Origin of the sequence: Pseudomonas sp. NUPR-001, from assembly GCF_052147955.1 — a bacterium.
GTDB lineage: Bacteria > Pseudomonadota > Gammaproteobacteria > Pseudomonadales > Pseudomonadaceae > Aquipseudomonas.
Genome location: NZ_CP197353.1, coordinates 5,385,232 through 5,406,352 on the forward strand (window position 1 = coordinate 5,385,232; position 21,121 = coordinate 5,406,352).

18 protein-coding genes are annotated in these 21,121 nt (G+C 61.3%); 12 read left to right on the forward strand and 6 right to left on the reverse strand.

Annotation, left to right across the window (positions count from 1 at the left end; all coding sequences use genetic code 11):
• The first annotated feature begins 7 nt into the window (after window positions 1–7).
• The 12 genes from ACP6KB_RS24750 to ACP6KB_RS24805 all read left to right on the forward strand — a co-directional run bounded on the left by ACP6KB_RS24750 (window position 8) and on the right by ACP6KB_RS24805 (window position 15,070).
• The gene (locus ACP6KB_RS24750) at window positions 8–1,798 is read left to right on the forward strand and encodes a protein-disulfide reductase DsbD (RefSeq protein ID WP_442114371.1); all 1,791 of its coding nucleotides are present in this window, start codon (window positions 8–10) and stop codon (window positions 1,796–1,798) included.
• A gap of 173 nt (window positions 1,799–1,971) precedes the next feature.
• The gene (gene aroQ, locus ACP6KB_RS24755; protein ID WP_028945755.1) at window positions 1,972–2,424 is read left to right on the forward strand and encodes a type II 3-dehydroquinate dehydratase; all 453 of its coding nucleotides are present in this window, start codon (window positions 1,972–1,974) and stop codon (window positions 2,422–2,424) included.
• 97 nt (window positions 2,425–2,521) lie between these two features.
• Window positions 2,522–2,980 carry an acetyl-CoA carboxylase biotin carboxyl carrier protein gene (accB, locus tag ACP6KB_RS24760; protein ID WP_442110058.1) on the forward strand — a complete coding sequence of 153 codons (459 nt, stop codon included), beginning with the start codon at window positions 2,522–2,524 and terminating at the stop codon, window positions 2,978–2,980.
• A 17-nt stretch (window positions 2,981–2,997) separates the two neighbouring features.
• A complete protein-coding gene (gene accC / locus ACP6KB_RS24765; protein WP_442110060.1) occupies window positions 2,998–4,353 on the forward strand; it encodes an acetyl-CoA carboxylase biotin carboxylase subunit in 1,356 nt (451 codons plus the stop codon).
• A 252-nt stretch (window positions 4,354–4,605) separates the two neighbouring features.
• Entirely contained in the window at window positions 4,606–5,484 is an 879-nt protein-coding gene (gene prmA, locus ACP6KB_RS24770) for a 50S ribosomal protein L11 methyltransferase (protein ID WP_442110062.1), read from the forward strand.
• A 40-nt stretch (window positions 5,485–5,524) separates the two neighbouring features.
• Window positions 5,525–6,811 (forward strand): DUF3426 domain-containing protein, encoded by a 1,287-nt coding sequence (locus ACP6KB_RS24775; RefSeq protein WP_442110064.1) that lies wholly within the window; start codon window positions 5,525–5,527, stop codon window positions 6,809–6,811.
• Between the two features lie 237 nt (window positions 6,812–7,048).
• A complete protein-coding gene (gene dusB, locus ACP6KB_RS24780; RefSeq protein ID WP_442110066.1) occupies window positions 7,049–8,062 on the forward strand; it encodes a tRNA dihydrouridine synthase DusB in 1,014 nt (337 codons plus the stop codon).
• Entirely contained in the window at window positions 8,059–8,379 is a 321-nt protein-coding gene (gene fis, locus ACP6KB_RS24785) for a DNA-binding transcriptional regulator Fis (RefSeq protein WP_003186237.1), read from the forward strand. Before dusB ends, fis begins: the two co-directional genes overlap by 4 nt.
• Window positions 8,380–8,461: 82 nt before the next feature.
• Window positions 8,462–10,069 (forward strand): bifunctional phosphoribosylaminoimidazolecarboxamide formyltransferase/IMP cyclohydrolase, encoded by a 1,608-nt coding sequence (gene purH / locus ACP6KB_RS24790; protein WP_442110068.1) that lies wholly within the window; start codon window positions 8,462–8,464, stop codon window positions 10,067–10,069.
• Between the two features lie 144 nt (window positions 10,070–10,213).
• Entirely contained in the window at window positions 10,214–11,509 is a 1,296-nt protein-coding gene (gene purD, locus ACP6KB_RS24795; protein ID WP_442110070.1) for a phosphoribosylamine--glycine ligase, read from the forward strand.
• 135 nt (window positions 11,510–11,644) lie between these two features.
• Window positions 11,645–14,416: a response regulator gene (locus ACP6KB_RS24800; RefSeq protein WP_442110071.1), complete on the forward strand. Its 2,772-nt coding sequence runs from the start codon at window positions 11,645–11,647 to the stop codon at window positions 14,414–14,416.
• Between the two features lie 57 nt (window positions 14,417–14,473).
• Complete coding sequence (locus ACP6KB_RS24805; protein WP_442110073.1) at window positions 14,474–15,070, forward strand: MarC family protein; 597 nt, start codon at window positions 14,474–14,476, stop codon at window positions 15,068–15,070.
• Here the strand turns inward: ACP6KB_RS24805 and ACP6KB_RS24810 are convergent.
• From ACP6KB_RS24810 to cobG, 6 genes are all read right to left on the reverse strand, one after another.
• Complete coding sequence (locus ACP6KB_RS24810) at window positions 15,055–15,765, reverse strand: hypothetical protein (RefSeq protein ID WP_442110075.1); 711 nt, start codon at window positions 15,763–15,765, stop codon at window positions 15,055–15,057. The genes ACP6KB_RS24805 and ACP6KB_RS24810 overlap by 16 nt on opposite strands.
• Before the next feature lie 71 nt (window positions 15,766–15,836).
• On the reverse strand, window positions 15,837–16,550 hold the full coding sequence (locus tag ACP6KB_RS24815; RefSeq protein WP_442110077.1) for a hypothetical protein: 714 nt from the start codon (window positions 16,548–16,550) through the stop codon (window positions 15,837–15,839).
• 106 nt (window positions 16,551–16,656) lie between these two features.
• On the reverse strand, window positions 16,657–18,357 hold the full coding sequence (cobJ, locus tag ACP6KB_RS24820; protein WP_442110079.1) for a precorrin-3B C(17)-methyltransferase: 1,701 nt from the start codon (window positions 18,355–18,357) through the stop codon (window positions 16,657–16,659).
• The gene (locus ACP6KB_RS24825; protein ID WP_442114372.1) at window positions 18,357–19,088 is read right to left on the reverse strand and encodes a precorrin-2 C(20)-methyltransferase; all 732 of its coding nucleotides are present in this window, start codon (window positions 19,086–19,088) and stop codon (window positions 18,357–18,359) included. The genes cobJ and ACP6KB_RS24825 overlap by 1 nt, the downstream gene beginning before the upstream one ends.
• Window positions 19,088–19,714, reverse strand: a complete 627-nt coding sequence (locus tag ACP6KB_RS24830) for a precorrin-8X methylmutase (protein WP_133211149.1) — start codon at window positions 19,712–19,714, stop codon at window positions 19,088–19,090. Before ACP6KB_RS24830 ends, ACP6KB_RS24825 begins: the two co-directional genes overlap by 1 nt.
• Window positions 19,707–21,047, reverse strand: a complete 1,341-nt coding sequence (gene cobG, locus ACP6KB_RS24835; RefSeq protein ID WP_442110081.1) for a precorrin-3B synthase — start codon at window positions 21,045–21,047, stop codon at window positions 19,707–19,709. The genes ACP6KB_RS24830 and cobG overlap by 8 nt, the downstream gene beginning before the upstream one ends.
• Between the last annotated feature and the right edge of the window lie 74 nt (window positions 21,048–21,121).

A 21,121-nucleotide genomic window follows, 5' to 3' on the forward strand; every position in this document is an offset into this window, starting at 1 on the left:
GACCGCCATGCGCCGCCTGTTCTGCCTGCTTTTCCTGCTACTGGCCTTGCCCGCCGTCGGCGCCGGCCTGTTCGACAACCGCCCCAGCGCAACCCTGGGCGCCCCTTCGCTGAACAACAGTGCCGACTTCCTGCCGGTGCACGAAGCCTTCAAACTGAGCCTGGTACAAAGCGATGCACACAGCATCAAGTTGCGCTTTGTCGCCACTGAAGGCTATTACCTGTACCGGCACCGCTTCCAGTTCCGCACCGAACCTGCCGACATTGCCCTGGGCACCGCACAGATCCCGCCCGGCGAAGCCAAGCACGACGAATTCTTCGGCGACGTTGAGGTGTACCACGGCATCCTCGACATCGACATTCCTCGCCCCGCCAACGATTCACGCGCCTTTACCCTGCTGGTGGGCTATCAGGGTTGCGCTGACAAAGGCCTGTGCTACCCGCCAGAAACCGAACGCCTGAGCATCGAAGGCACTGGCGCAGCACCAGCCGGCAGCGCTGCAGGAACGCCGGCAACCGCCTGGACCTGGAAAGAACTGCTGCTGTTCTTCCTCGCCGGCGTCGGCCTGACCTTCACCCCCTGTGTCCTGCCCATGCTGCCGATTCTGTCTGGCGTGGTGTTGCGCGGCCAGGTCGGCGGCTGGCGCGGCTTTAGCCTGTCGCTGGCCTATGTGTTGCCGATGGCCGCCTGCTTTGCCCTGCTCGGCGCACTGATGGGGCTGTTTGGGGCGAGCATGAACCTGCAGGCGCGCCTGCAGTCAGCCTGGGTGCTGGTGCCATTTGCGCTATTTTTCGTGCTGTTCGCCCTGGCCATGTTCGGCCTGTTCGAGTTGAAGTTGCCGCACGCCATCAGCAACCGCCTGGAGCGCCTCGTCGGCCAGACCAAAGGCGGCTCGCTGCTGGGTGCCGCGATTCTCGGGGTATTCTCAAGCTTGCTGGTATCGCCTTGCGTATCGGCACCACTGGCCGGTGCGCTGCTGTACATCAGCGCCAGCGGCGATGCCCTGGGCGGCGCATTGAAACTGTTCGCCCTGGGCTTGGGCATGGGCGCCCCGCTGCTGCTGGTGGCCACCGGCGGCGCAGCCTGGCTGCCGAAGAGCGGGCCGTGGCTGGTCACGGTGAAAAACGCCATTGGTGTATTACTGCTCGGCCTGGCCATTGGCCTGCTCAGCCGGGTATTACCCGGCCAGGTCACGCTGTTGCTGGTCGGTCTGTTGAGCGCGGGCGTGGCGGTGTTCCTCGGCGCGCTGGAGTTCACGGTAAAAACCACCGCACAACGCCTGGCGCAGGTGCTGGGCCTGTTGTTGCTGGTGTATGCCCTGGCCTGTTGGTATGGCGCGCTGAGCGGCCAGACCGACCCGTTGCGCCCCTTGCCTCAAGCCACCGTTGCCACCAGCGCCAGCGCCGTAGCGACCACCACCCCAAGCGACTGGCTGACGGTAACCACCCCGGCCGCCCTCGACAGCGCACTGGCCGCGGCCAAAGCGGCGGGAAAACCGGTGGTACTGGACTGGTACGCCGACTGGTGCATCAGTTGCAAAGTCATCGAGCATGAAGTGTTGGCCGACCCCGGCGTCCAGCGTCAGCTTGAAGGCTACACGCTGCTGCGCTTCGATATCACTGAAAGCAACGCCGAACAGCGCACCTTGCTCGATCGCTACCAGCTGTTCGGCCCTCCCGCGCTGTTGTTCTTTGACGCGAACGGCAGCGAAAAAACCAGCGCTCGCGTGGTAGGTGAGACAAACGCCGGCGAATTTGCCGCGCATCTGACGCGCATCCGTGGCGATCTGGGTCTATAACTTGTTCTGGCCGCTGAAAAGCCATCACCGATGACCGAATTTAATAAATTAGTCACATATTTGGCGTGAATCTCGGTCATCGTGCTGGCTATTGCGGGCAACTGGACACTCCCTGCCGGTTTACGGCATAGTCGCCGCGCAACGTTTGTGCCTAACGATAAAAGGAACCACAGATGGCAACGCTACTGGTGCTGCACGGCCCCAACCTGAACCTGCTTGGCACCCGTGAGCCGGGCGTCTACGGCGCCGTCACCCTGGCCCAGATCAACCAGGACCTGGAGCAGCGCGCGCGCGCCGCGGGCCATCACCTGCAGTATCTGCAAAGCAATGCCGAGTACGAATTGATCGACCGTATCCATGCCGCGCGCAGCGAGGGCGTCGATTTCATCCTGATCAATCCGGCGGCTTTTACACACACAAGTGTCGCATTACGTGACGCATTGCTGGCGGTGAGCATCCCATTCATCGAAGTGCACCTCTCCAACGTGCACAAGCGTGAACCTTTTCGCCATCACTCCTACTTTTCCGATGTTGCTGTAGGGGTGATCTGCGGCCTGGGCGCCAGCGGTTATCGGCTGGCCCTGGAGTCTGCACTGGAACACCTGGCTGCTAACGCAAAGCCCTGATGACGAGAACCTGGCCTATGGCCGGGGCTCACAAGAAACGTTTGCTAACACGTTTTTATATTTACGCCCCTGACCGAACCTTGGGAGTTGATGATTAATGGATATCCGTAAAGTCAAGAAACTGATCGAACTGCTGGAAGAATCTGGCATCGATGAGCTGGAGATCAAGGAAGGCGAAGAGTCCGTACGGATCAGCCGTCACAGCAAGGCTCCGGCCCAGCAGTACTACGCACCAGCGCCAATGGCCGCTGCTGCCCCGGTCGCTGCACCTGCTGCTGCCGCGCCTGCCGCTGCCGAAGCGCCTGCCGCACCAAAACTCAACGGTACTGTGGTTCGCTCGCCAATGGTCGGCACCTTCTACCGTAAAGCTTCGCCAACCTCGCCTGCCTTCGTTGAAGTCGGCCAGACCGTGAAGAAAGGCGACACTCTGTGCATCGTCGAAGCCATGAAGATGATGAACCACATCGAAGCTGAAACCAGCGGTGTGATCGAATCCATCCTGGTAGAAGACGGTCAGCCGGTTGAGTTCGACCAGCCGCTGTTCACCATCGTTTGAACCGCGGAGAGCCAACGATGTCTGCGAAGCTGGAAAAAGTCCTGATTGCCAACCGCGGGGAAATTGCCCTGCGGATCCTGCGTGCCTGCAAAGAGCTGGGCATCAAGACCGTCGCCGTACACTCCACGGCTGACCGCGAACTGATGCACCTGGGGCTGGCTGACGAATCGGTGTGCATTGGCCCGGCCTCCTCCAAGGACTCCTACCTGCACATTCCGGCGATCATTGCCGCTGCAGAAGTGACCGGCGCGACTGCCATTCACCCAGGCTACGGTTTCCTTGCCGAAAACGCCGACTTCGCCGAGCAGGTCGAGAACTCCGGTTTCGCCTTCATCGGCCCGAAAGCCGACACCATTCGCCTGATGGGCGACAAGGTTTCGGCCAAGGACGCGATGATCAAGTCAGGCGTACCGACGGTTCCGGGCTCCGACGGCCCGCTGCCGGAAGATGAAGAAACCGCGCTGGCGATCGCTCGCGAAGTGGGTTACCCGGTGATCATCAAGGCTGCTGGCGGCGGTGGTGGTCGCGGTATGCGCGTTGTGCACAAGGAAGAGGACCTGATTGCCTCGGCCAAGCTGACCCGTACCGAAGCTGGCGCTGCGTTCGGCAACCCGATGGTTTACCTCGAGAAGTTCCTGACCAACCCACGTCACGTGGAAGTTCAGGTGCTGTCCGACGGCCAGGGCAACGCCGTACACCTGGGCGACCGCGACTGCTCGCTGCAGCGCCGTCACCAGAAGGTACTGGAAGAAGCACCGGCCCCGGGCATCGACGAGAAAGCCCGCCAGGAAGTGTTCAAGCGCTGTGTCGATGCGTGTATCGAGATTGGCTACCGTGGTGCGGGCACCTTCGAGTTCCTCTACGAAAACGGCCGTTTCTACTTCATCGAAATGAACACCCGTGTTCAGGTGGAGCACCCGGTTTCGGAGATGGTCACCGGTATCGACATCGTCAAGGAGATGCTCAGCATCGCCGCTGGCAACAAGCTGTCGTTCCGTCAGGAAGACGTGGTGATTCGTGGTCACTCCCTGGAGTGCCGGATCAACGCCGAAGACCCGAAGAAGTTCATCCCGAGCCCAGGCACGGTCAAGCACTTCCACGCCCCGGGTGGCAACGGCGTTCGCGTCGATTCGCACCTGTACAGCGGTTACTCGGTTCCGCCGAACTACGACTCGCTGATCGGCAAGCTGATCACCTACGGCAAAGACCGTGACGAAGCCATGGCGCGCATGCGCAATGCCCTGGACGAAATCGTCGTCGACGGTATCAAGACCAACATCCCGCTGCACCGCGACCTGGTGCGTGATGAAGGTTTCTGCAAAGGTGGCGTCAACATTCACTACCTGGAGCACAAACTGGCTAACCAGGAGTGATTCAGCAGGTGATGTAAAAAAGACCCCGGCCCAGTGGCCGGGGTCTTTTTTTGCCCTGATGACTCATTGGCCATACCCTCCCGGTAGGAGCGGGCTTGCCCCGCGATACGATGTGGCTGACAGATCGCTATCGCGGGGCAAGCCCGCTCCCACAGCACGCCTGCTCCTACCGCGTTGATTCCAACTGAAGTAAACTGGCGGGCTTCTCGCAGCCCAGAGCTGCCCCTGTAGATTTTTCCAAAGGTGCCCGCCATGCCTTGGCTGCAAGTACGTCTGGCCATCAGCCCGGAACAAGCCGAAACCTATGAAGACGCCCTGCTCGAAGTCGGTGCGGTGTCGGTCACCTTCATGGACGCCGAAGACCAACCGATCTTCGAACCGGACCTCAACACTACGCCGCTGTGGTCGCATACCCACCTGCTGGCACTGTTCGAAGCCGATACCGACGCAGCCGCCGTGTTCGCTCACCTGCAATTGCTGACCGGCACCACGCTGCCAGAGCACCAGGCCGAAGTCATCGAAGACCAGGACTGGGAACGCAGCTGGATGGACAACTTCCAGCCCATGCGTTTCGGCCAGCGCCTGTGGATCGTGCCAAGCTGGCACGCCGCCCCCGAGCCCGATGCAGTAAACCTGCTGCTCGACCCGGGCCTGGCGTTCGGCACCGGCACCCACCCGACCACCGCGCTGTGCCTGGAATGGCTCGACGGCCAGCCACTCAAAGACACACAAGTGCTGGATTTTGGCTGCGGTTCGGGGATTCTGGCGATTGCCGCCCTGCTGCTGGGCGCCCGCGAAGCGGTGGGCACCGATATCGACGTGCAAGCCCTGGAAGCCTCGCGCGACAACGCCGGGCGCAATGGCATCGCCGACGACAAATTCGCCCTGTACCTGCCCGAGCACATGCCGGCCATGCAGGCTGACGTACTGGTCGCCAACATCCTCGCGGGCCCGCTGGTTTCCCTGGCCCCGCAATTGTCGACCCTGGTGCGTCCAGGCGGCCTGCTGGCGCTGTCGGGCATCCTCGCCGAACAAGGCGAAGAAGTGGCTGCCGCGTACGCCAAAGACTTCGACCTGGATCCGATCACCGTGCGTGATGGCTGGGTTCGCATCAGTGGCCGTCGCCGTTAAGTGCGCCTAAAATAACCGTCTGTATAACCCGGATCGCCGCATGACCGACAGTTTCGTCACCCAGTGCCCGCATTGCCAGACCAGCTTTCGCGTCAGCCACAATCAGTTGAGCGTGGCCCGCGGCGTGGTGCGTTGTGGCGCCTGCATGCAGGTGTTCAACGCAGCCAAACAGCTGCTGGAACAGAGTGCAGCGCAACCGCCTGCGGTCGAAACGCAAAGCCCTGAACCCGCGGCACCAGAGCCGGAACCGGTTGCCCCTGCCACTCAACACGAGTGGAGTGCCGCCGACCTTGACCTCGACCAACTGGATCTGGACCAGGAACTGGCACGCCTTGAGCAACGCGAGATCCAACCGATCACCGAGCTCAAGGCTACTGCCCCGCGCGAAGACAGCCTGAGCGCCGTGCGCGACGAGCCGGAAAGCGACGAGCAACTGTGGACCGACAGCCTGTTCAGCACCCCTGCCGATGAGCGTGAGGCCCTGGACGAAACACTGGACGAGCCACAGCCGCCGCTGATCGAACAGCAGCCGCTGGATCTGGACCTTGTCCCGGCACCGGGCGAGCGTACCGAGCCTTCGCTGTCGCTGACCCCGGACGTGCTCGATGACGACCTCGACGACACCCCGCACCACACGCCCCCGATCATTCCAGACATCGACCAGACCCCTGTGGAGCGCCTGTCGGCGAAAGACCCGGATGACGACCTCGACGAGCCTCTGAGCGATCCGCAAGAGCGCCTGGAACCCGGCCTGGGTGCTGTGTCCAGTCGCCCGGCGCGTAAAGAGCCCCTGCTTGATCTGGTCGATGACCCGCTGCAACTGGACTGGAAAAAGCCCAAGACCCACTGGGGCAAGCGCCTGCTGTGGATTTTCCTGGTGCTGCTGGCTGCCGCCGCCCTGGCGGGCCAGTACATCTGGTATCACTTCGACGAACTGGCCCGCCAGGACCAATATCGCCCGTGGTTCCAGCAGATTTGCCCGACAATCGGCTGCAACGTGCCTTCACGGGTCGATATAGCCCGCATCAAGAGCAGTAACCTGGTGGTACGCAGCCATCCGGATTTCAACGGTGCCTTGATTGTCGACGCGATCATCTACAACCGCGCGCCGTTCACCCAGCCATTCCCGCTACTGGAACTGCGCTTTGCCGACCTCAACGGTCAGCTGATTGCCAGCCGCCGCTTCAAACCCGCCGAGTACCTGAGCGGCGAACTGGCCGGCAAAGGCGAAATGCCCAGCCAGGTGCCGATCCACATTGCCCTGGACATCCTCGATCCGGGGCCCAAAGCGGTCAATTACAGCCTGTCATTCCGATCGCCGGAATGACAGGTGAGCTGCAAGCTGCAAGCTTCAAGCCGCAAGCAAAAACGGGCCAGAGCGCGGGCCTGCTTTTTCTTGCGGCTTGAAGCTTGCAGCTTGCCGCTTCCCCCTTACAACTTCGCGGCCTAAGGCCGCAGTTGTTCAGATTTTATCCAAATCTATCTTTATCCGGTCACCGAGAGCGGGTATCATGCCCACCCTTTTTCGAACTCTAATGATCCGGCCCCACAACAGGGAACACCTATGTCGGCGGTACGCATCGGCTCTTACACACTGCAGAACAACCTGATCCTCGCCCCGATGGCCGGGGTCACGGACCAGCCTTTTCGTCAGCTATGCCGACGAATGGGTGCTGGCCTGGTGGTGTCGGAAATGGTCAGCAGCGACATGAGCCTGTGGAACAGCCGCAAGTCGCGGTTGCGCATGATCCACGAAGGTGATCCCGAGCCGCGCTCGGTGCAGATCGCCGGCGGTGATGCGCAAATGCTGGCAGCGGCGGCCCGGGCCAATGTCGAGGCTGGCGCACAGATCATCGACATCAACATGGGTTGTCCGGCAAAAAAAGTCTGCAACAAAGCTGCAGGCTCTGCTTTATTGAAAGATGAAGCCCTGGTCAGCGAGATCCTCCATGCGGTGGTTACCGCCGTGGATGTGCCCGTCACGCTGAAAATCCGCACAGGATGGGACAGGGCGAACAAGAACGGCCTGACGGTGGCAAAGATTGCCGAACAGGCCGGGATCCAGGCACTGGCGGTACATGGACGCACACGTGCCGACCTTTACACCGGTGACGCCGAGTACGACACCATCGCAGCCATCAAGCAAGCGGTGTCGATCCCGGTGTTTGCCAACGGCGATATCACCTCGCCAGAAAAGGCCAAGGCCGTGCTTCAGGCGACCGGCGCCGACGGCTTGCTGATAGGCCGAGCTGCCCAAGGGCGGCCCTGGATCTTTCGCGAGATCGAGCATTACCTGCGCACCGGCGAATGTTTGCCGGCGCCACAGTTGCAAGAAGTGGAACGCATTCTGCTGGAGCACCTGGCCGCACTACACGCCTTCTATGGCGATGTGATGGGCGTACGCATCGCGCGTAAGCATGTCGGCTGGTATCTGGCAACGCTTCCGGGCGCCAGGGAGTTTCGCGCCCAGTTCAACCGTTTGGAAGATACGCAAGCGCAGTGCGCCAACGTTCGCGGCTTTTTCCGCGATCGTGAACAGAGCCTTGAGACAGAGGACGGACCAGGGGTGGCCGCATGACGATGATGACCGAGACTTTAGTGAGTGGAACAACGCCCGTGAGCGACAACGTCAACCTGAAACAGCACCTGAATACACCGAGCGAAGAAGGTCAGACCCTTCGCGGCAGTGTGGAAAAGGCGCTGCACAACTATTTCGCCCACCTCGAGGGTGCGGCCGTCACGGACGTGTACAACCTGGTGCTCTCGGAAGTCGAAGCGCCGTTGCTCGAAAGCGTGATGAATTACGTCAAGGGCAACCAGACCAAGGCCAGTGAGTTGCTCGGGCTCAACCGCGGCACCCTGCGCAAAAAGCTTAAGCAGTACGATTTGTTGTAAGCAAGCATCCAAACCAGAAAAGGCGGCTCCCATTCGATGAGGTCGCCTTTTTTGCTGACTCCACCGCGTTATGGAATCTGAAATGACCGACCAGACTACCCGCCTGCCGATCCGCCGCGCCTTGATCAGTGTTTCCGACAAGACCGGGATCCTTGAATTCGCCCGTGAGCTGCAACAGCTTGGCGTCGAGATCCTGTCCACCGGCGGCACCTTCAAGCTGCTCCAGGACAACGGCGTTGCCGCGGTGGAAGTTGCCGATTACACCGGTTTTGCCGAAATGATGGATGGCCGGGTGAAAACCCTGCACCCGAAAATCCACGGCGGCATCCTTGGCCGTCGCGGCACCGACGACGCCATCATGGCCGAGCACGGGATCAAGCCGATCGATCTGGTCGCCGTCAACCTCTACCCGTTCGAAGCCACCATCTCCAAGCCGGGTTGCGACCTGCCGACGGCGATCGAGAACATCGACATCGGCGGCCCGACCATGGTGCGCTCGGCAGCCAAGAACCACAAAGACGTCGCCATCGTCGTCAATGCCAGCGATTACGCTCAAGTGCTGGAAAACCTCAAGGCCGGCGGCCTGACCTACGCTCAGCGTTTCGACCTGATGCTCAAGGCGTTCGAACACACCGCCGCCTACGACGGCATGATCGCCAACTACATGGGCACCGTTAACCAGGCCAGCGAAACCCTGAGCACTGAAGGCCGCAGCGAATTCCCGCGCACCTTCAACAGCCAGTTCATCAAGGCCCAGGAAATGCGCTACGGCGAGAACCCGCACCAGAGCGCGGCGTTCTACGTTGAAGCCAAGCCTGCCGAAGCCGGTATCGCTACCGCAGTACAGCTGCAAGGCAAAGAACTGTCGTACAACAACGTGGCCGATACCGACGCCGCACTGGAGTGCGTGAAGAGCTTCGTCAAACCCGCCTGCGTCATCGTCAAGCACGCCAACCCGTGCGGCGTGGCCGTCAGCCCGGACGCCGAAGGCGGTATCCGTCAGGCTTACGAACTGGCCTACGCCACTGACACCGAGTCGGCCTTCGGCGGCATCATCGCCTTCAACCGCGAACTGGATGCCGAAACCGCCAAGGCCATCGTCGAGCGCCAGTTCGTCGAAGTCATCATCGCCCCGAGCGTCAGCGACGAAGCGCGCGCCGTGGTTGCAGCCAAGGCCAACGTACGCCTGCTGGCCTGCGGCCAGTGGTCGGCCGAGCGTGCCGCTGCCTGGGACTACAAGCGCGTGACCGGCGGTCTGCTGGTACAGAGCCGTGACATCGGCATGATCAGCGCCGACGACCTCAAGGTAGTGACCAAGCGTGCACCGACCCAACAGGAAATCGACGACCTGATCTTCGCCTGGAAAGTGGCCAAGTACGTCAAGTCCAACGCTATCGTCTACGCCAAAGGCCGTCAGACCATCGGTGTCGGCGCTGGCCAGATGAGCCGCGTGAACTCCGCCCGTATCGCTGCCATCAAGGCTGAGCATGCTGGCCTGCAGGTACAGGGCGCGGTCATGGCGTCGGATGCATTCTTCCCGTTCCGTGACGGCATCGATAACGCAGCTAAAGTGGGTATCACTGCTGTGATTCAGCCGGGCGGTTCGATGCGTGACGCCGAAGTGATCGCCGCTGCTGACGAAGCCGGCATTGCCATGGTGTTCACCGGCATGCGCCACTTCCGTCACTGATGACTCGGTAGGAGCAACTGCACTCAGTGGGAGCGGGCTTGCCCCGCGAAGCGATTACACTGATGCACCGCAATCGCGGGGCAAGTCCGCTCCCACCGCCAAACCTACCAGCATCATCCGAATTAGCGTCATCGAGGTTTTGACATGAATGTTTTGATTATCGGTAGCGGCGGTCGTGAACACGCCCTGGCCTGGAAAGTCGCCCAAGACCCGCGCGTCGAGAAAGTCTTCGTCGCCCCGGGCAACGCTGGCACGGCCACCGAAGCCAAATGCGAGAACGTCGCTATCGACGTCACCGCCCTTGAGCAACTGGCCGACTTCGCAGAAAAAAACGTCGCGCTGACCATCGTCGGCCCGGAAGGCCCGCTGGTCGCCGGTGTCGTCGACCTGTTCCGCAGCCGCGGTCTGGACTGCTTCGGCCCAACCAAAGGCGCCGCTCAGCTGGAAGGCTCGAAAGCCTTCACCAAAGATTTCCTGGCCCGGCACAAGATCCCGACCGCCGACTACCAGAACTTCACCGAAATCGAACCGGCCCTGGCCTACCTGCGCGAAAAAGGCGCACCGATCGTGATCAAGGCCGACGGCCTGGCCGCCGGTAAAGGCGTGATCGTGGCGATGACCCTCGGCGAAGCCGAAGACGCCGTGCGCGACATGCTGGCCGGCAATGCCTTCGGTGAAGCCGGTTCGCGTGTCGTCATCGAAGAGTTCCTCGACGGCGAAGAAGCCAGCTTCATCGTCATGGTCGATGGCCACAACGTGCTGCCGATGGCCACCAGCCAAGACCACAAACGTGTCGGCGACGGCGATACCGGCCCGAACACCGGCGGTATGGGTGCCTACTCCCCGGCACCGGTAGTGACTGCCGACGTTCACCAGCGCGTCATGGACCAGGTGATCTGGCCAACCGTGCGCGGCATGGCTGAAGAAGGCAACGTCTACACCGGTTTCCTGTATGCCGGCCTGATGATCGACAAAGCGGGCAACCCGAAAGTCATCGAATTCAACTGCCGTTTCGGTGATCCGGAAACCCAGCCCGTCATGCTGCGCCTGGAGTCGAGTCTGGTGCTGTTGATCGAAGCGGCGTTTGCCAAGGCGCTGGACAAGGTTGAAGCGCAGTGGAACCCGCAGCCTAGCCTGGGCGTTGTCCTGGCAGCCGGTGGTTACCCTGGCGATTACAGCAAAGGCGCTGCCATCAACGGCCTGGACGCTGCAGCCAAGCTGACCGGTAAAGTCTTCCATGCCGGTACCGCGCTCAAAGATGGCCAGGTCGTTGCCACAGGCGGCCGGGTTCTGTGTGCCACCGCCCTGGGTGAAACCGTTGAAGCCGCGCAACAGCAGGCCTATCGCCTGGCTGCCGAGATCAACTGGGAAGGCAGTTTTTACCGTAAAGACATTGGCTATCGCGCCATTGCTCGCGAACGCGGTGAACATCAACAGTAACAAAACCCCCGCAAGCAGTGACGCCGCTGGCGTCCTGCTTACGGCTCAATGGCAGGGTCCATCATGGGCCTTGCCATTGGCTGGGGGCGCCGCGCATAGTTACCATTCGGCACTTTGCTAAGAAAGGATCTCGTCGTGCGTTGGCTCAGGATCGCCATTGGTCTCACCGTCAGTCTGCTGACCTTACTCTGCCTGTTTCCGGCGACCGCCGAACATGGCAGTGGCTGGGCGGTTTTGCTCGACGAACAGGCCAACCTGCAGCTCAGCGACGTGCGCTCCGATCGCTATCGCAACCAATTCAGCCCGATCCAGCTGAACCAGCTCGATGCCGCTACGCCCGACCAGGCATTGTGGCTGCATTACCGCCTCGAACCCGGCCAGCATGAACAACTGCTACGGGTGTTCGCCCCAGATCTTTCCCGTCTTGATCTGTACGCCCTCGATGGCGATCAGCTGATCAGACACATTCACAACGGTCGCCCCAACGAAAGCGGCGAATCGAGCGTACGCAGCAGCGATCACCAACTGGCCCTGCCCAACAGTACGCATACGCTGGACATCTACCTGCGCCTGGTGTCCGAACATCAATTGCGCCCCAGCATTACCCTGGAGAACGCTACCCAGGTTGCCGCCGATCAGCGCCAGACCCTGATGTTCGGCCTGCTGTTTGGCTGCTTGCTGATGTTGATGCTGCACAACTTCATCCGCTTCGCCTATTCGCGTTCCGGCACCAGCCTGAGCCTGGCGTTCTATCACGGCCTGATGATGCTCAGCGCCCTGATTCTGCTGAACCTCAGTGGCCCGTGGTGGAGCCTCTGGCATTCGGCGCAAACGCCTGCTGCGTACCTTACTGCGCTGCTGGCGAGCCTGGCCGGGCTGACTTTCACCCTGCGCTTTTTCCGCCCTTGCGAACAACCGCGCCTGAACCGTCTGTTGCAGGCCGAAATGATCCTTATCGGACTGTTCGGCCTGATCTTGCTGTTCGTCGATACCCTGCCGCTGAACCTGATGACCTATGCCCTGTTCGCCCTGGGCAGCGTCACCATGCTGCTGGTCTCCAGTTACTACTGGTACAAGGGTTATGAACCTGCGCGCCTGTTTGCCCTGTCGATGCTGGCCTTCAACGTCGGCTGCCTGGTGGTTTTGCCCGCCCTGTTGGGGCTGACCCGCACACCCACACAATTGTTGTTGTTCATTCTGCTCGGGCTGACCAGCTTCTGCGGTTTGCTGCTTAACCTGTCGGTCAGCGAGCGTCTGCGCCGAATCAGTGAAGAGCGCTTCAGTGCCAGTTGCGAACTGGCCGCCAGCAACGCCGAAATCAATGCCAAAGCCGAGTTCCTGGCCAAGATCAGCCACGAAATCCGCACGCCCATGAACGGCGTGCTGGGTATGACGGAATTGCTGCTCGGCACGCCGTTGTCGGTAAAGCAGCGCGACTACGTGCAGACCATCCACAGCGCCGGCAACGAGCTGCTTACGCTGATCAACGAGATTCTCGACATTTCCAAGCTTGAGTCCGGACAAATCGAGCTGGACGATGTGCAGTTTGACCTCAACGCCTTGATCGAAGACTGCCTGAGTATTTTCCGCGCCAAGGCCGAACAGCAGAACATCGAGCTGATCAGTTTCACCCAGCCACAAGTGCCACGGGTTATCAGCGGTGACCCTACGCGCCTGCGTCAGGCCATGCTCAGCCTGCTGGAAAACGCCCTGAAGAAAACCGAACAGGGCGAAATCCTCCTGGTGGTAGCACTCGACCAACGCGGCAGCGCGCCGCGCCTGCGCATTGCCGTACAAGACAGCGGTGAACCCATGTCGCCCGGTGAGCGCGAAGCGCTGCTGCAGGCCGAATTGCACAGTAAGCACTTCCTTTCCAGCAACAAGCTGGGCGGGCACCTGGGCCTGGTCATCGCCAAACAGCTGATCAGCCTGATGCAGGGTGAATTCGGTATCAAGACCAGCCACGGCCTGGGCAATACGCTGTGGATGACCCTGCCACTGGACCCACAGCGCCTGGAACAGCCCCCCGCCGACCTCGACGGCCCACTGCGCGGCGCCCGGGTGCTGGTGGTGGACGACAACGACACCTGCCGCAAAGTCCTGGTGCAACAGTGCAGCGCCTGGGGCATGAACGTCAGCGCCGTGCCTTCGGGCAAAGAAGCCCTGGCGTTGCTACGCACCAAGGCGCACCTGCGCGATTACTTCGATGTGGTGCTGCTCGACCAGAACATGCCCGGCATGACCGGTATGCAACTGGCGGCCAAGGTCAAAGAAGACCCCAGCCTGAACCACGACATTCTGCTGATCATGCTCACCGGCATCAGCAATGCGCCGAGCAAAGTCATTGCGCGCAACGCTGGGGTCAAACGCATTCTGGCCAAACCGGTGGCAGGCTACACCCTCAAGACTACCCTGGCCGATGAACTGGCCCAGCGCAGCAAAGACCAGCCGTTCGCCCCGCCACCGACCAACCTCGGCGCACCGCTGAACCTGCCTAGTGATTTCCGCATTCTGGTCGCTGAAGACAACAGCATCTCGACCAAAGTGATCCGCGGCATGCTCGGTAAACTCAGCCTTGAGCCCGACACCGCCAGCAACGGTGAAGAAGCCCTGAAGGCGATGAAGGCGCAACGATACGACCTGGTGTTGATGGACTGCGAAATGCCAGTGCTCGATGGTTTCTCCGCCACCCAGCAGTTCCGTGCCTGGGAAGTCAGCAACCAGCGCAAGCGCACGCCAGTGGTAGCCTTGACCGCACACATTCTGGCCGAACACAAAGAGCGTGCGCGCCTGGCCGGCATGGACGGCCACATGGCCAAACCGGTCGAGCTGTCACAGCTGCGCGAATTGATCGAATACTGGGTTGCCCAACGAGAAACGCAAACCACTCAGGTGCCGACCCCGTAATCTGCCAGAGCCCTGATACACTTGCTGTTCTACCCTCAGCAGTAGTGAGCCTCGACCATGCTCCATGAGTTATTCAGCGTCTACCTGAACATGCTCGTGCTCTACAGCCCGTTCTTTGTGCTTTCCTGCTTTATCAGCCTGACCCGCGGCCACTCCACCAAGGAGCGTAAACAGCTTGCCTGGCGGGTCGCCATTGCAGCGCTGGTGGCCAGCGTGTTGCTGTATCTGTTTGGCCGCACCATCTTCGGCATATTTGGCATCACCACCGACGCGTTTCGTATTGGCGCCGGTAGCGTGCTGTTCATTTCTGCACTGGGCATGGCGCAGGGCAAGTCGGCGGTGCAGCCTGACAGTGTCCAGCAAGATGTCACCATCGTACCGCTGACCATTCCCCTGACCGTCGGCCCCGGAACCATTGGTGCGCTGTTGGTCATGGGCGTCAGCCAACCGCACTGGGATGACAAGTTGCTGGCCATCGTCGGTATTGCCCTGGCCAGCTTTACCGTTGGCCTGGTGTTGTTTCTCTCACACCGCATCGAACGCATTCTCGGCGAACAGGGCTTGCAGATTGTCAGCCGCCTGATGGGGCTGTTCGTCTGTGCCCTTGCCGCGCAGATCATCTTCAGCGGGATCAAGGGTTACTTGAACTTGTAGTCGGCCTTGCTTGCCGCATTCACAGGCACGAGATACGTGGACCGAAGCGGCTCAAGCCGCTCCTGGAGAATGCCTCTGAGCCCGGCAAAAACGCCCTCGAACAGGTCGCCTGCAAATCGCCTTGTCACCAGGCGCTTGATTGCCTCTGCATGCAACGTTTGAGTCATCCATTGCCCCGACAACGACTGGCACGTTTCCAGGGACAGGCTACTGACCAACACCCGCAGCCCCGGAAGGACCACCCGAACCTCGAACGCCAGGCGATCAATGTGCTCACCCTCTGCACATTTCGCAGATTCCAGAGCCTCTGTGTTCAACAGCTGCAAGGCTGGATGCAGCGGCGGCAACGCTTCAAGCATCCGCCGGCTATCATACAAGGCCGGTAGCAACGCTGCAGGCACCAACGTCGCCAGCTCATTCCAGGCAATGTCCAGCGCGGTGTTGGCCACAAGCGCCCGGTCACACATGCGCTTGTGAGCAAATGTGCTGATCACCCACCCTAGTTCAGTGTGCCTGTCCATGTAGGTGCCATGCCACTGTTCGTTCTCACCGAGCAACCAGAACTCGGACGAGGCATTCAGCCAGGCAAACAAATGAGCGTCGAGCACATCACGGCGCTGACCCTCTTCAAGCTCTGCAGACAGCAACAGCAAGCAATTACCAGACAGTACGACAGAAAAACGGTGCGCGCTCATACATAGACTCCCCGAGCAAACCACTGGCACCGACAACCCGTCACCGGTACCTACGGTAATGCGATCTTTGTTTAGGCTGGCTTGACACGTTGTTTAGGCGTGATTGGCTTGTTAATCACTTCATGCTTGCTCCGTTCGCCTACGCGCAAGATCAACGTATCCTTGATCTGGTCATACAGGCTGCGATGGAAGGCCAACGCCGCAGCGCCGGTGTAGGTTTTGGAGTGACTGGAGCTCCATTCAAAAAACAGCAAGTTATTTGTGCTTGGTGGGGCTTCATCACTTTGCACACAACCGACGCTAAGCACGACTTCACCGGTGGGAAACTCTTTACACACGGCCATGTTCAGCGCTATGCCATCTTTTCCCTTATTGTCACGCTCGAGCAACTTGATGGCGTCGGGGCTTTCGGCCAGGGTGTCGATCGCATCACTGGCAACATCCATGACTGCGGCGCCCGCTGAAGCCCCGCCAGTAGCGAACGACAGGGCCATTTGTACGCCCTTGACCAGTAATTTATCGACCGACAAGCTCTGCGAAATAGCGTGTTCGTTGACTTGTTTAAACTTGATTGGCAACCAACCGCAGGTCTGCATCGTTAGCACGTAAGCCTTGAACCAATCCTCACTTTCAGTCGTTGGGAAATACTCTGCCGAAGCAGCCAGCGAACTGAACAGGTGACTGTAATAGAGGGCGTCAGTGTTCTCTTTCGACATGCCGATGAATACCAGCAGGTCGCCATTACTTACTTCAAGTTTGTTTTCTAATGTCTGGATCTCGCCCATGACTGTTCTTCCTTGATCGATATGAAAGGGGGGCCTGCACTCTGGCCCCCCCTTATATTGATCAACCGAATAACTGATGGGCACAGAGAAACCTACCCCTCGCAGCTCAGGGTTTTTCTCCATACCAACGCGGGGTGTAAACCCACGGCTGATGCCCAGGGCGCTCAAAGGCAACGGTGGTGGACGATCCGACCAGCACCATGGTGCGCATGTCGACGTCTTCCGCTGTCAGCGCCTGCAGCGTCAGCACGCGCAGGGTCTGGCCTGGCCTGCCGACATCGCGTCCAAGGACTACCGGCGTCGTCCCTGCGCGATGCTGGCGAACGATTTCCAGCGCGCGCCCCAACTGCCAGGGCCGGGAACGCGAGATAGGGTTGTAGAACGCCAACGCCAGGTCGGCCTGGCAAGCCAGGTCCAGGCGTTTTTCAATGATCGACCAAGGCTTGAGGTTGTCCGACAGCGACAACACACAGAAATCATGGCCCAAGGGCGCTCCGGCCAGCGCCGCGGTGGCCAGCGACGCGGAAACCCCGGGCAGCACCTGCAAGTCAACCGCATGCCAGCGCGGATCGCTGGACTCGTGCAAGGCTTCAAGCACCGCCGCCGCCATGGCAAACACACCCGGGTCACCGGAAGACACCACCACTACCGAGCGGCCCTCGGCAGCCAGTTCAAAGGCATGCCGGGCGCGTTGCATTTCTTCGCGGTTGTCGGTGCAGTGCGCCACCTGGTCGGCGCGCAACGGCCCGGCCATGCGCACGTAGGTTTCGTAGCCGAGGATATCGTTGGCTTGCGCCAGTTCCGCTTTGACCGCTGGCACCATGAACTCGGCAGCGCCCGGTCCCAGGCCGATCACCGCGAGGCGGCCACGGGCACGACCGATGTGCAACGGTTCAATCGGCTGGCTCGACACCACAATGGCCAGCCCCTCGGTAACGGCGTGCGCAGGCAACAACTGCGGCAATGCCTCGGCCGCCAGCGTGCTCGCGTTGCCTGCGTGTGGCGAAAACCGCAATGGCACACCCAGCTCGGCCGCCGCCGCGTGCAGGCCAGCATCGGCCATCAACGTCTCACTGGCCACCACGCAGGCCAACGCCGGTTCGGCGATGCGCGCGCGCTTCAACGCATCGCGCACCACGTTCGCCAGCTCAGGCTCGACGGTGGTAACAGCAACCATGACGCAGCGCGGATAGATCACCAGCTCATTGGCCGACGCGTCGCGCAAGTCACTGCCGACGTGAATGGCCAGGTGTGCCTGGTCGCTGTGCGGCAGTTGCGCCTGAGCCAGCCAGGGCGCCTCGCCGTCGATGCGCACCGACTCACCAGCAAGCAGGTCACTGACAAAACGCTTGCCCAGTTCCAGATCAGCCAGCGCATAGCCGCTCGGTGGATTGAGCAGGCAGGTACCAAAGCGCAGCTCGCCACTGGTGGTGATGGCCGCCGCCACACCCAGGCCTGCAGCGATTTCCCGGGCCATGACATTGACCCCACTCAGGCCACCCAACAAGGGCACCACCGCACTGCCATCTTCGGCCACGGCCAGAACGGCGGGCTCGACACCCTTTTCCAGCAACAGGCTGGCCAGGGTGCGAATAACAATGCCGGCCGCGCACAAGGCGATGATCGGCGTGTCTTGCTGGTAGAGCTGACGCACGGTGGCGCCGAACTCCTGATAGCTGCAGTCAACGCCCTCGACCCGGCCGTGCAGGCCATGGATCAAGGCGTCCGGGTAAATCTGTTGGATCTTGCGGGCAGTGGCCAGGCTGCCGGCGCCAAGAATGACGATGGCCGGGGCTTTGCGCGCCATCACCCTTGCCACCTCTCACCCGGAACGATGATCAGCGAGAAGTACGGCGACGACTGCGGATCAACCTCGTCCAGGGCGACGATCTTCTGGTTGGCCATGGTCGCGCGCTCCACGTACAAGGCGCGCTCGGCCAAGCCGAGTTCAGTCAGCACCTGACGAACCTTGGGGAAGTTACGCCCCAGCTTCATGATGACCGCAGCATCGGCATCGGCCAGACGACGCTTGAGCTCGTCGTGGGGCAGCACACCCGACAGCACCGACAGGCTCTGGTTGCGATACACCAGCGGCGCACCCAGCACCGAAGCGCCACCGAGCATCGAGCAGACACCCGGGATCACGTCGGCGTCATAACGCTCGGCGAGCCGGTCGTGCAGGTACATGTAGGAACCATAGAAGAACGGATCACCTTCGCAGATCACCGCCACATCACGGCCAGCGTCCAAGTGGGCGGCAACCTCCAGACTGGCAGCGTCGTAGAAGTCGCTGATCACCTGTTCATAGGACAGCGGCGCAGGCAGCACTTCAGTGGTCACCGGGTACACCAACGGCAACAGTGTTTGCGCGTCTTGCAAATGGGCTTCGATGATACCGAAGGCATTGCCGCGCTTACCCTTGGCAACGAAGTACGCCACCACCGGCGCTTCGCGCAGCAGGCGCAGGGCTTTGACGGTGATCAGTTCCGGATCGCCAGGGCCGACACCCAGGCCCAGCAAACGTCCACGAGCCTGCATCATTCGACCTCCGTGGCCAGGGCATTGACCGCAGCCGCCGCCATGGCGCTACCGCCCAGACGCCCCTGCATGATCACGAAGGGCACGCCACGGCTGTCAGCCGCGAGCATTGCCTTGGACTCGGCAGCGCCGACAAAGCCCACCGGAAAGCCGAGAATCAGCGCCGGTTTCGGTGCACCTGCATCAAGCATTTCCAGCAGGTAGAACAGTGCGGTCGGGGCGTTGCCGATCACCACCACGCTGCCTTCCAGATAAGGGCGCCACAGCTCCAGTGCCACCGCCGAACGGGTGTTGCCCAACTCCTGAGCCAACGCTGGCACCTGCTCATCGCGCAGCGTGCAAATCACCTGATTATTCGCCGGCAGGCGTGCGCGGGTGATGCCCTCGGAGACCATCCGCGCATCGCACAGAATCGGCGCGCCAGCGGCCAGGGCATCACGCCCGGCCTTGCCAGCACCTGGCGAGAACTGCAGGCCATCGATCGCGTCGACCATGCCGCAGGCGTGAATTACGCGTACCGCAAGCTTTTCCAGGTCGGCAGGAATTCGATCGAGCCGGGCTTCCTCTCGAATGATCGCGAAGGAATTGCGATAGATCTCCTGACCATCGCGGATGTAATCAATCATCAAGGGGGCTCCGTGAGCAGGCGTCTAGCAGTGCGCCAGCTTCTTTCAATGTGAGGTTGCGTGCGCGCAGCTGGCCAAATCCTGGCTGCGCTGGGTCACGCTGGTACAAGTCATAGTGCCCCGGGCGTTGAGCCAACAGGGTCAGCGGGGCAACATGGGCCATGGCACAGGAGCGCGAACAACCGCTCAGGTGCACACTGGCCGGGGCGCCACCGCGGGTAATTAACGTGGCCAAGTGGCGGGCATCGCCCTTGGTTTCAGCCTGGGCCTTGGCGCAGCCACTGGAACCGGTGCACGCCACCAGGCGGGCCAGCGGGTCAGTGGCCGAGCACAGCAGGCCCAGATGCGTCAGTCCACCGGTCACCGTGGCCACGTGCTGTTCGGGGATGTTGGGCAGCAGCACACTTTGCCAAGGCGTCATGCGCAGGCTGCCATCGCCCCACTGGCGGGCCAGTTGGGCGGCACCACGCAACATGCTCGGGCTCAAGCGCCCCAGCGGCGCAGCACCACCGACGGCGTTCAGGCCCGCTTGGCGTTGTGCGAACTGCCCCAAATAGGCACTGCCTGGCGTTGCCGCACGGCGCCACTGGAGCACGGTTGGATCGCGGCGGAGGGTCAAACCGAGCCCGGCGATAAAGTGCTCTGGCGAATGTTCGGCCAATAGCTGGCGCATCCGCGTTTGTTCCGGCTTGGCCAAGTCGAGGAAGCGGTTGAGCACGGCCAGCACCAACGCATGGCCCTGCGCAACCGGCACCGCGCCCAACGGTGAATCGCTGGCCGGGCAACCTGCCAGGCCGAAGGCCAAAAACACTTCGCCCTCCAGTTGCAACGCGCTGAGCCACAGGTCATGTGGATGCTCAAGCATCGCCATGGCCTCGCCGCCATCTACTTGCACAGCAAACTTGGCCGAAAGCTGATGCAGGTGCGGGGTGGTTTCCAACGCTTGCAACAGCGTCTGCGCCAACGGCCGGGTGTCGAACAGCATCGAGGGATCAAGCCCTGCTACCGGGCTGAGCATCAAGTTGCGCACATCATCGCCCGCCGCATCACGCGGGCCCAGGCCTGCCGCCAGCAAGCAGGCGATAAGCCCGGCCTGATCGCTGCCAATGCCGCGGATCTGCAGATTGCCACGGTTGGTGGCTTCAATCTCCCCGGCGGCAAAGCGCTCGGCTGCAGCGGCGACGGCATCGGCCTGATCAGCCGTCAGCACGCCGCCGGCCAGCTTGATCCGACAGATACCACCATCCTTCGCCTGCACGATACGCAGCAACCCCGGACAGGCCGAGGGGCGCAGCGAAACCTGGGGTTGGTGGGCTGTTACAGGCTGGTTCAAAAGGTCACCCGACAATCGTGAAAAGGCACTTCAGTGTAGAAGGCGCGGTATTATGCCTGCTTTGTCCGAAGGCA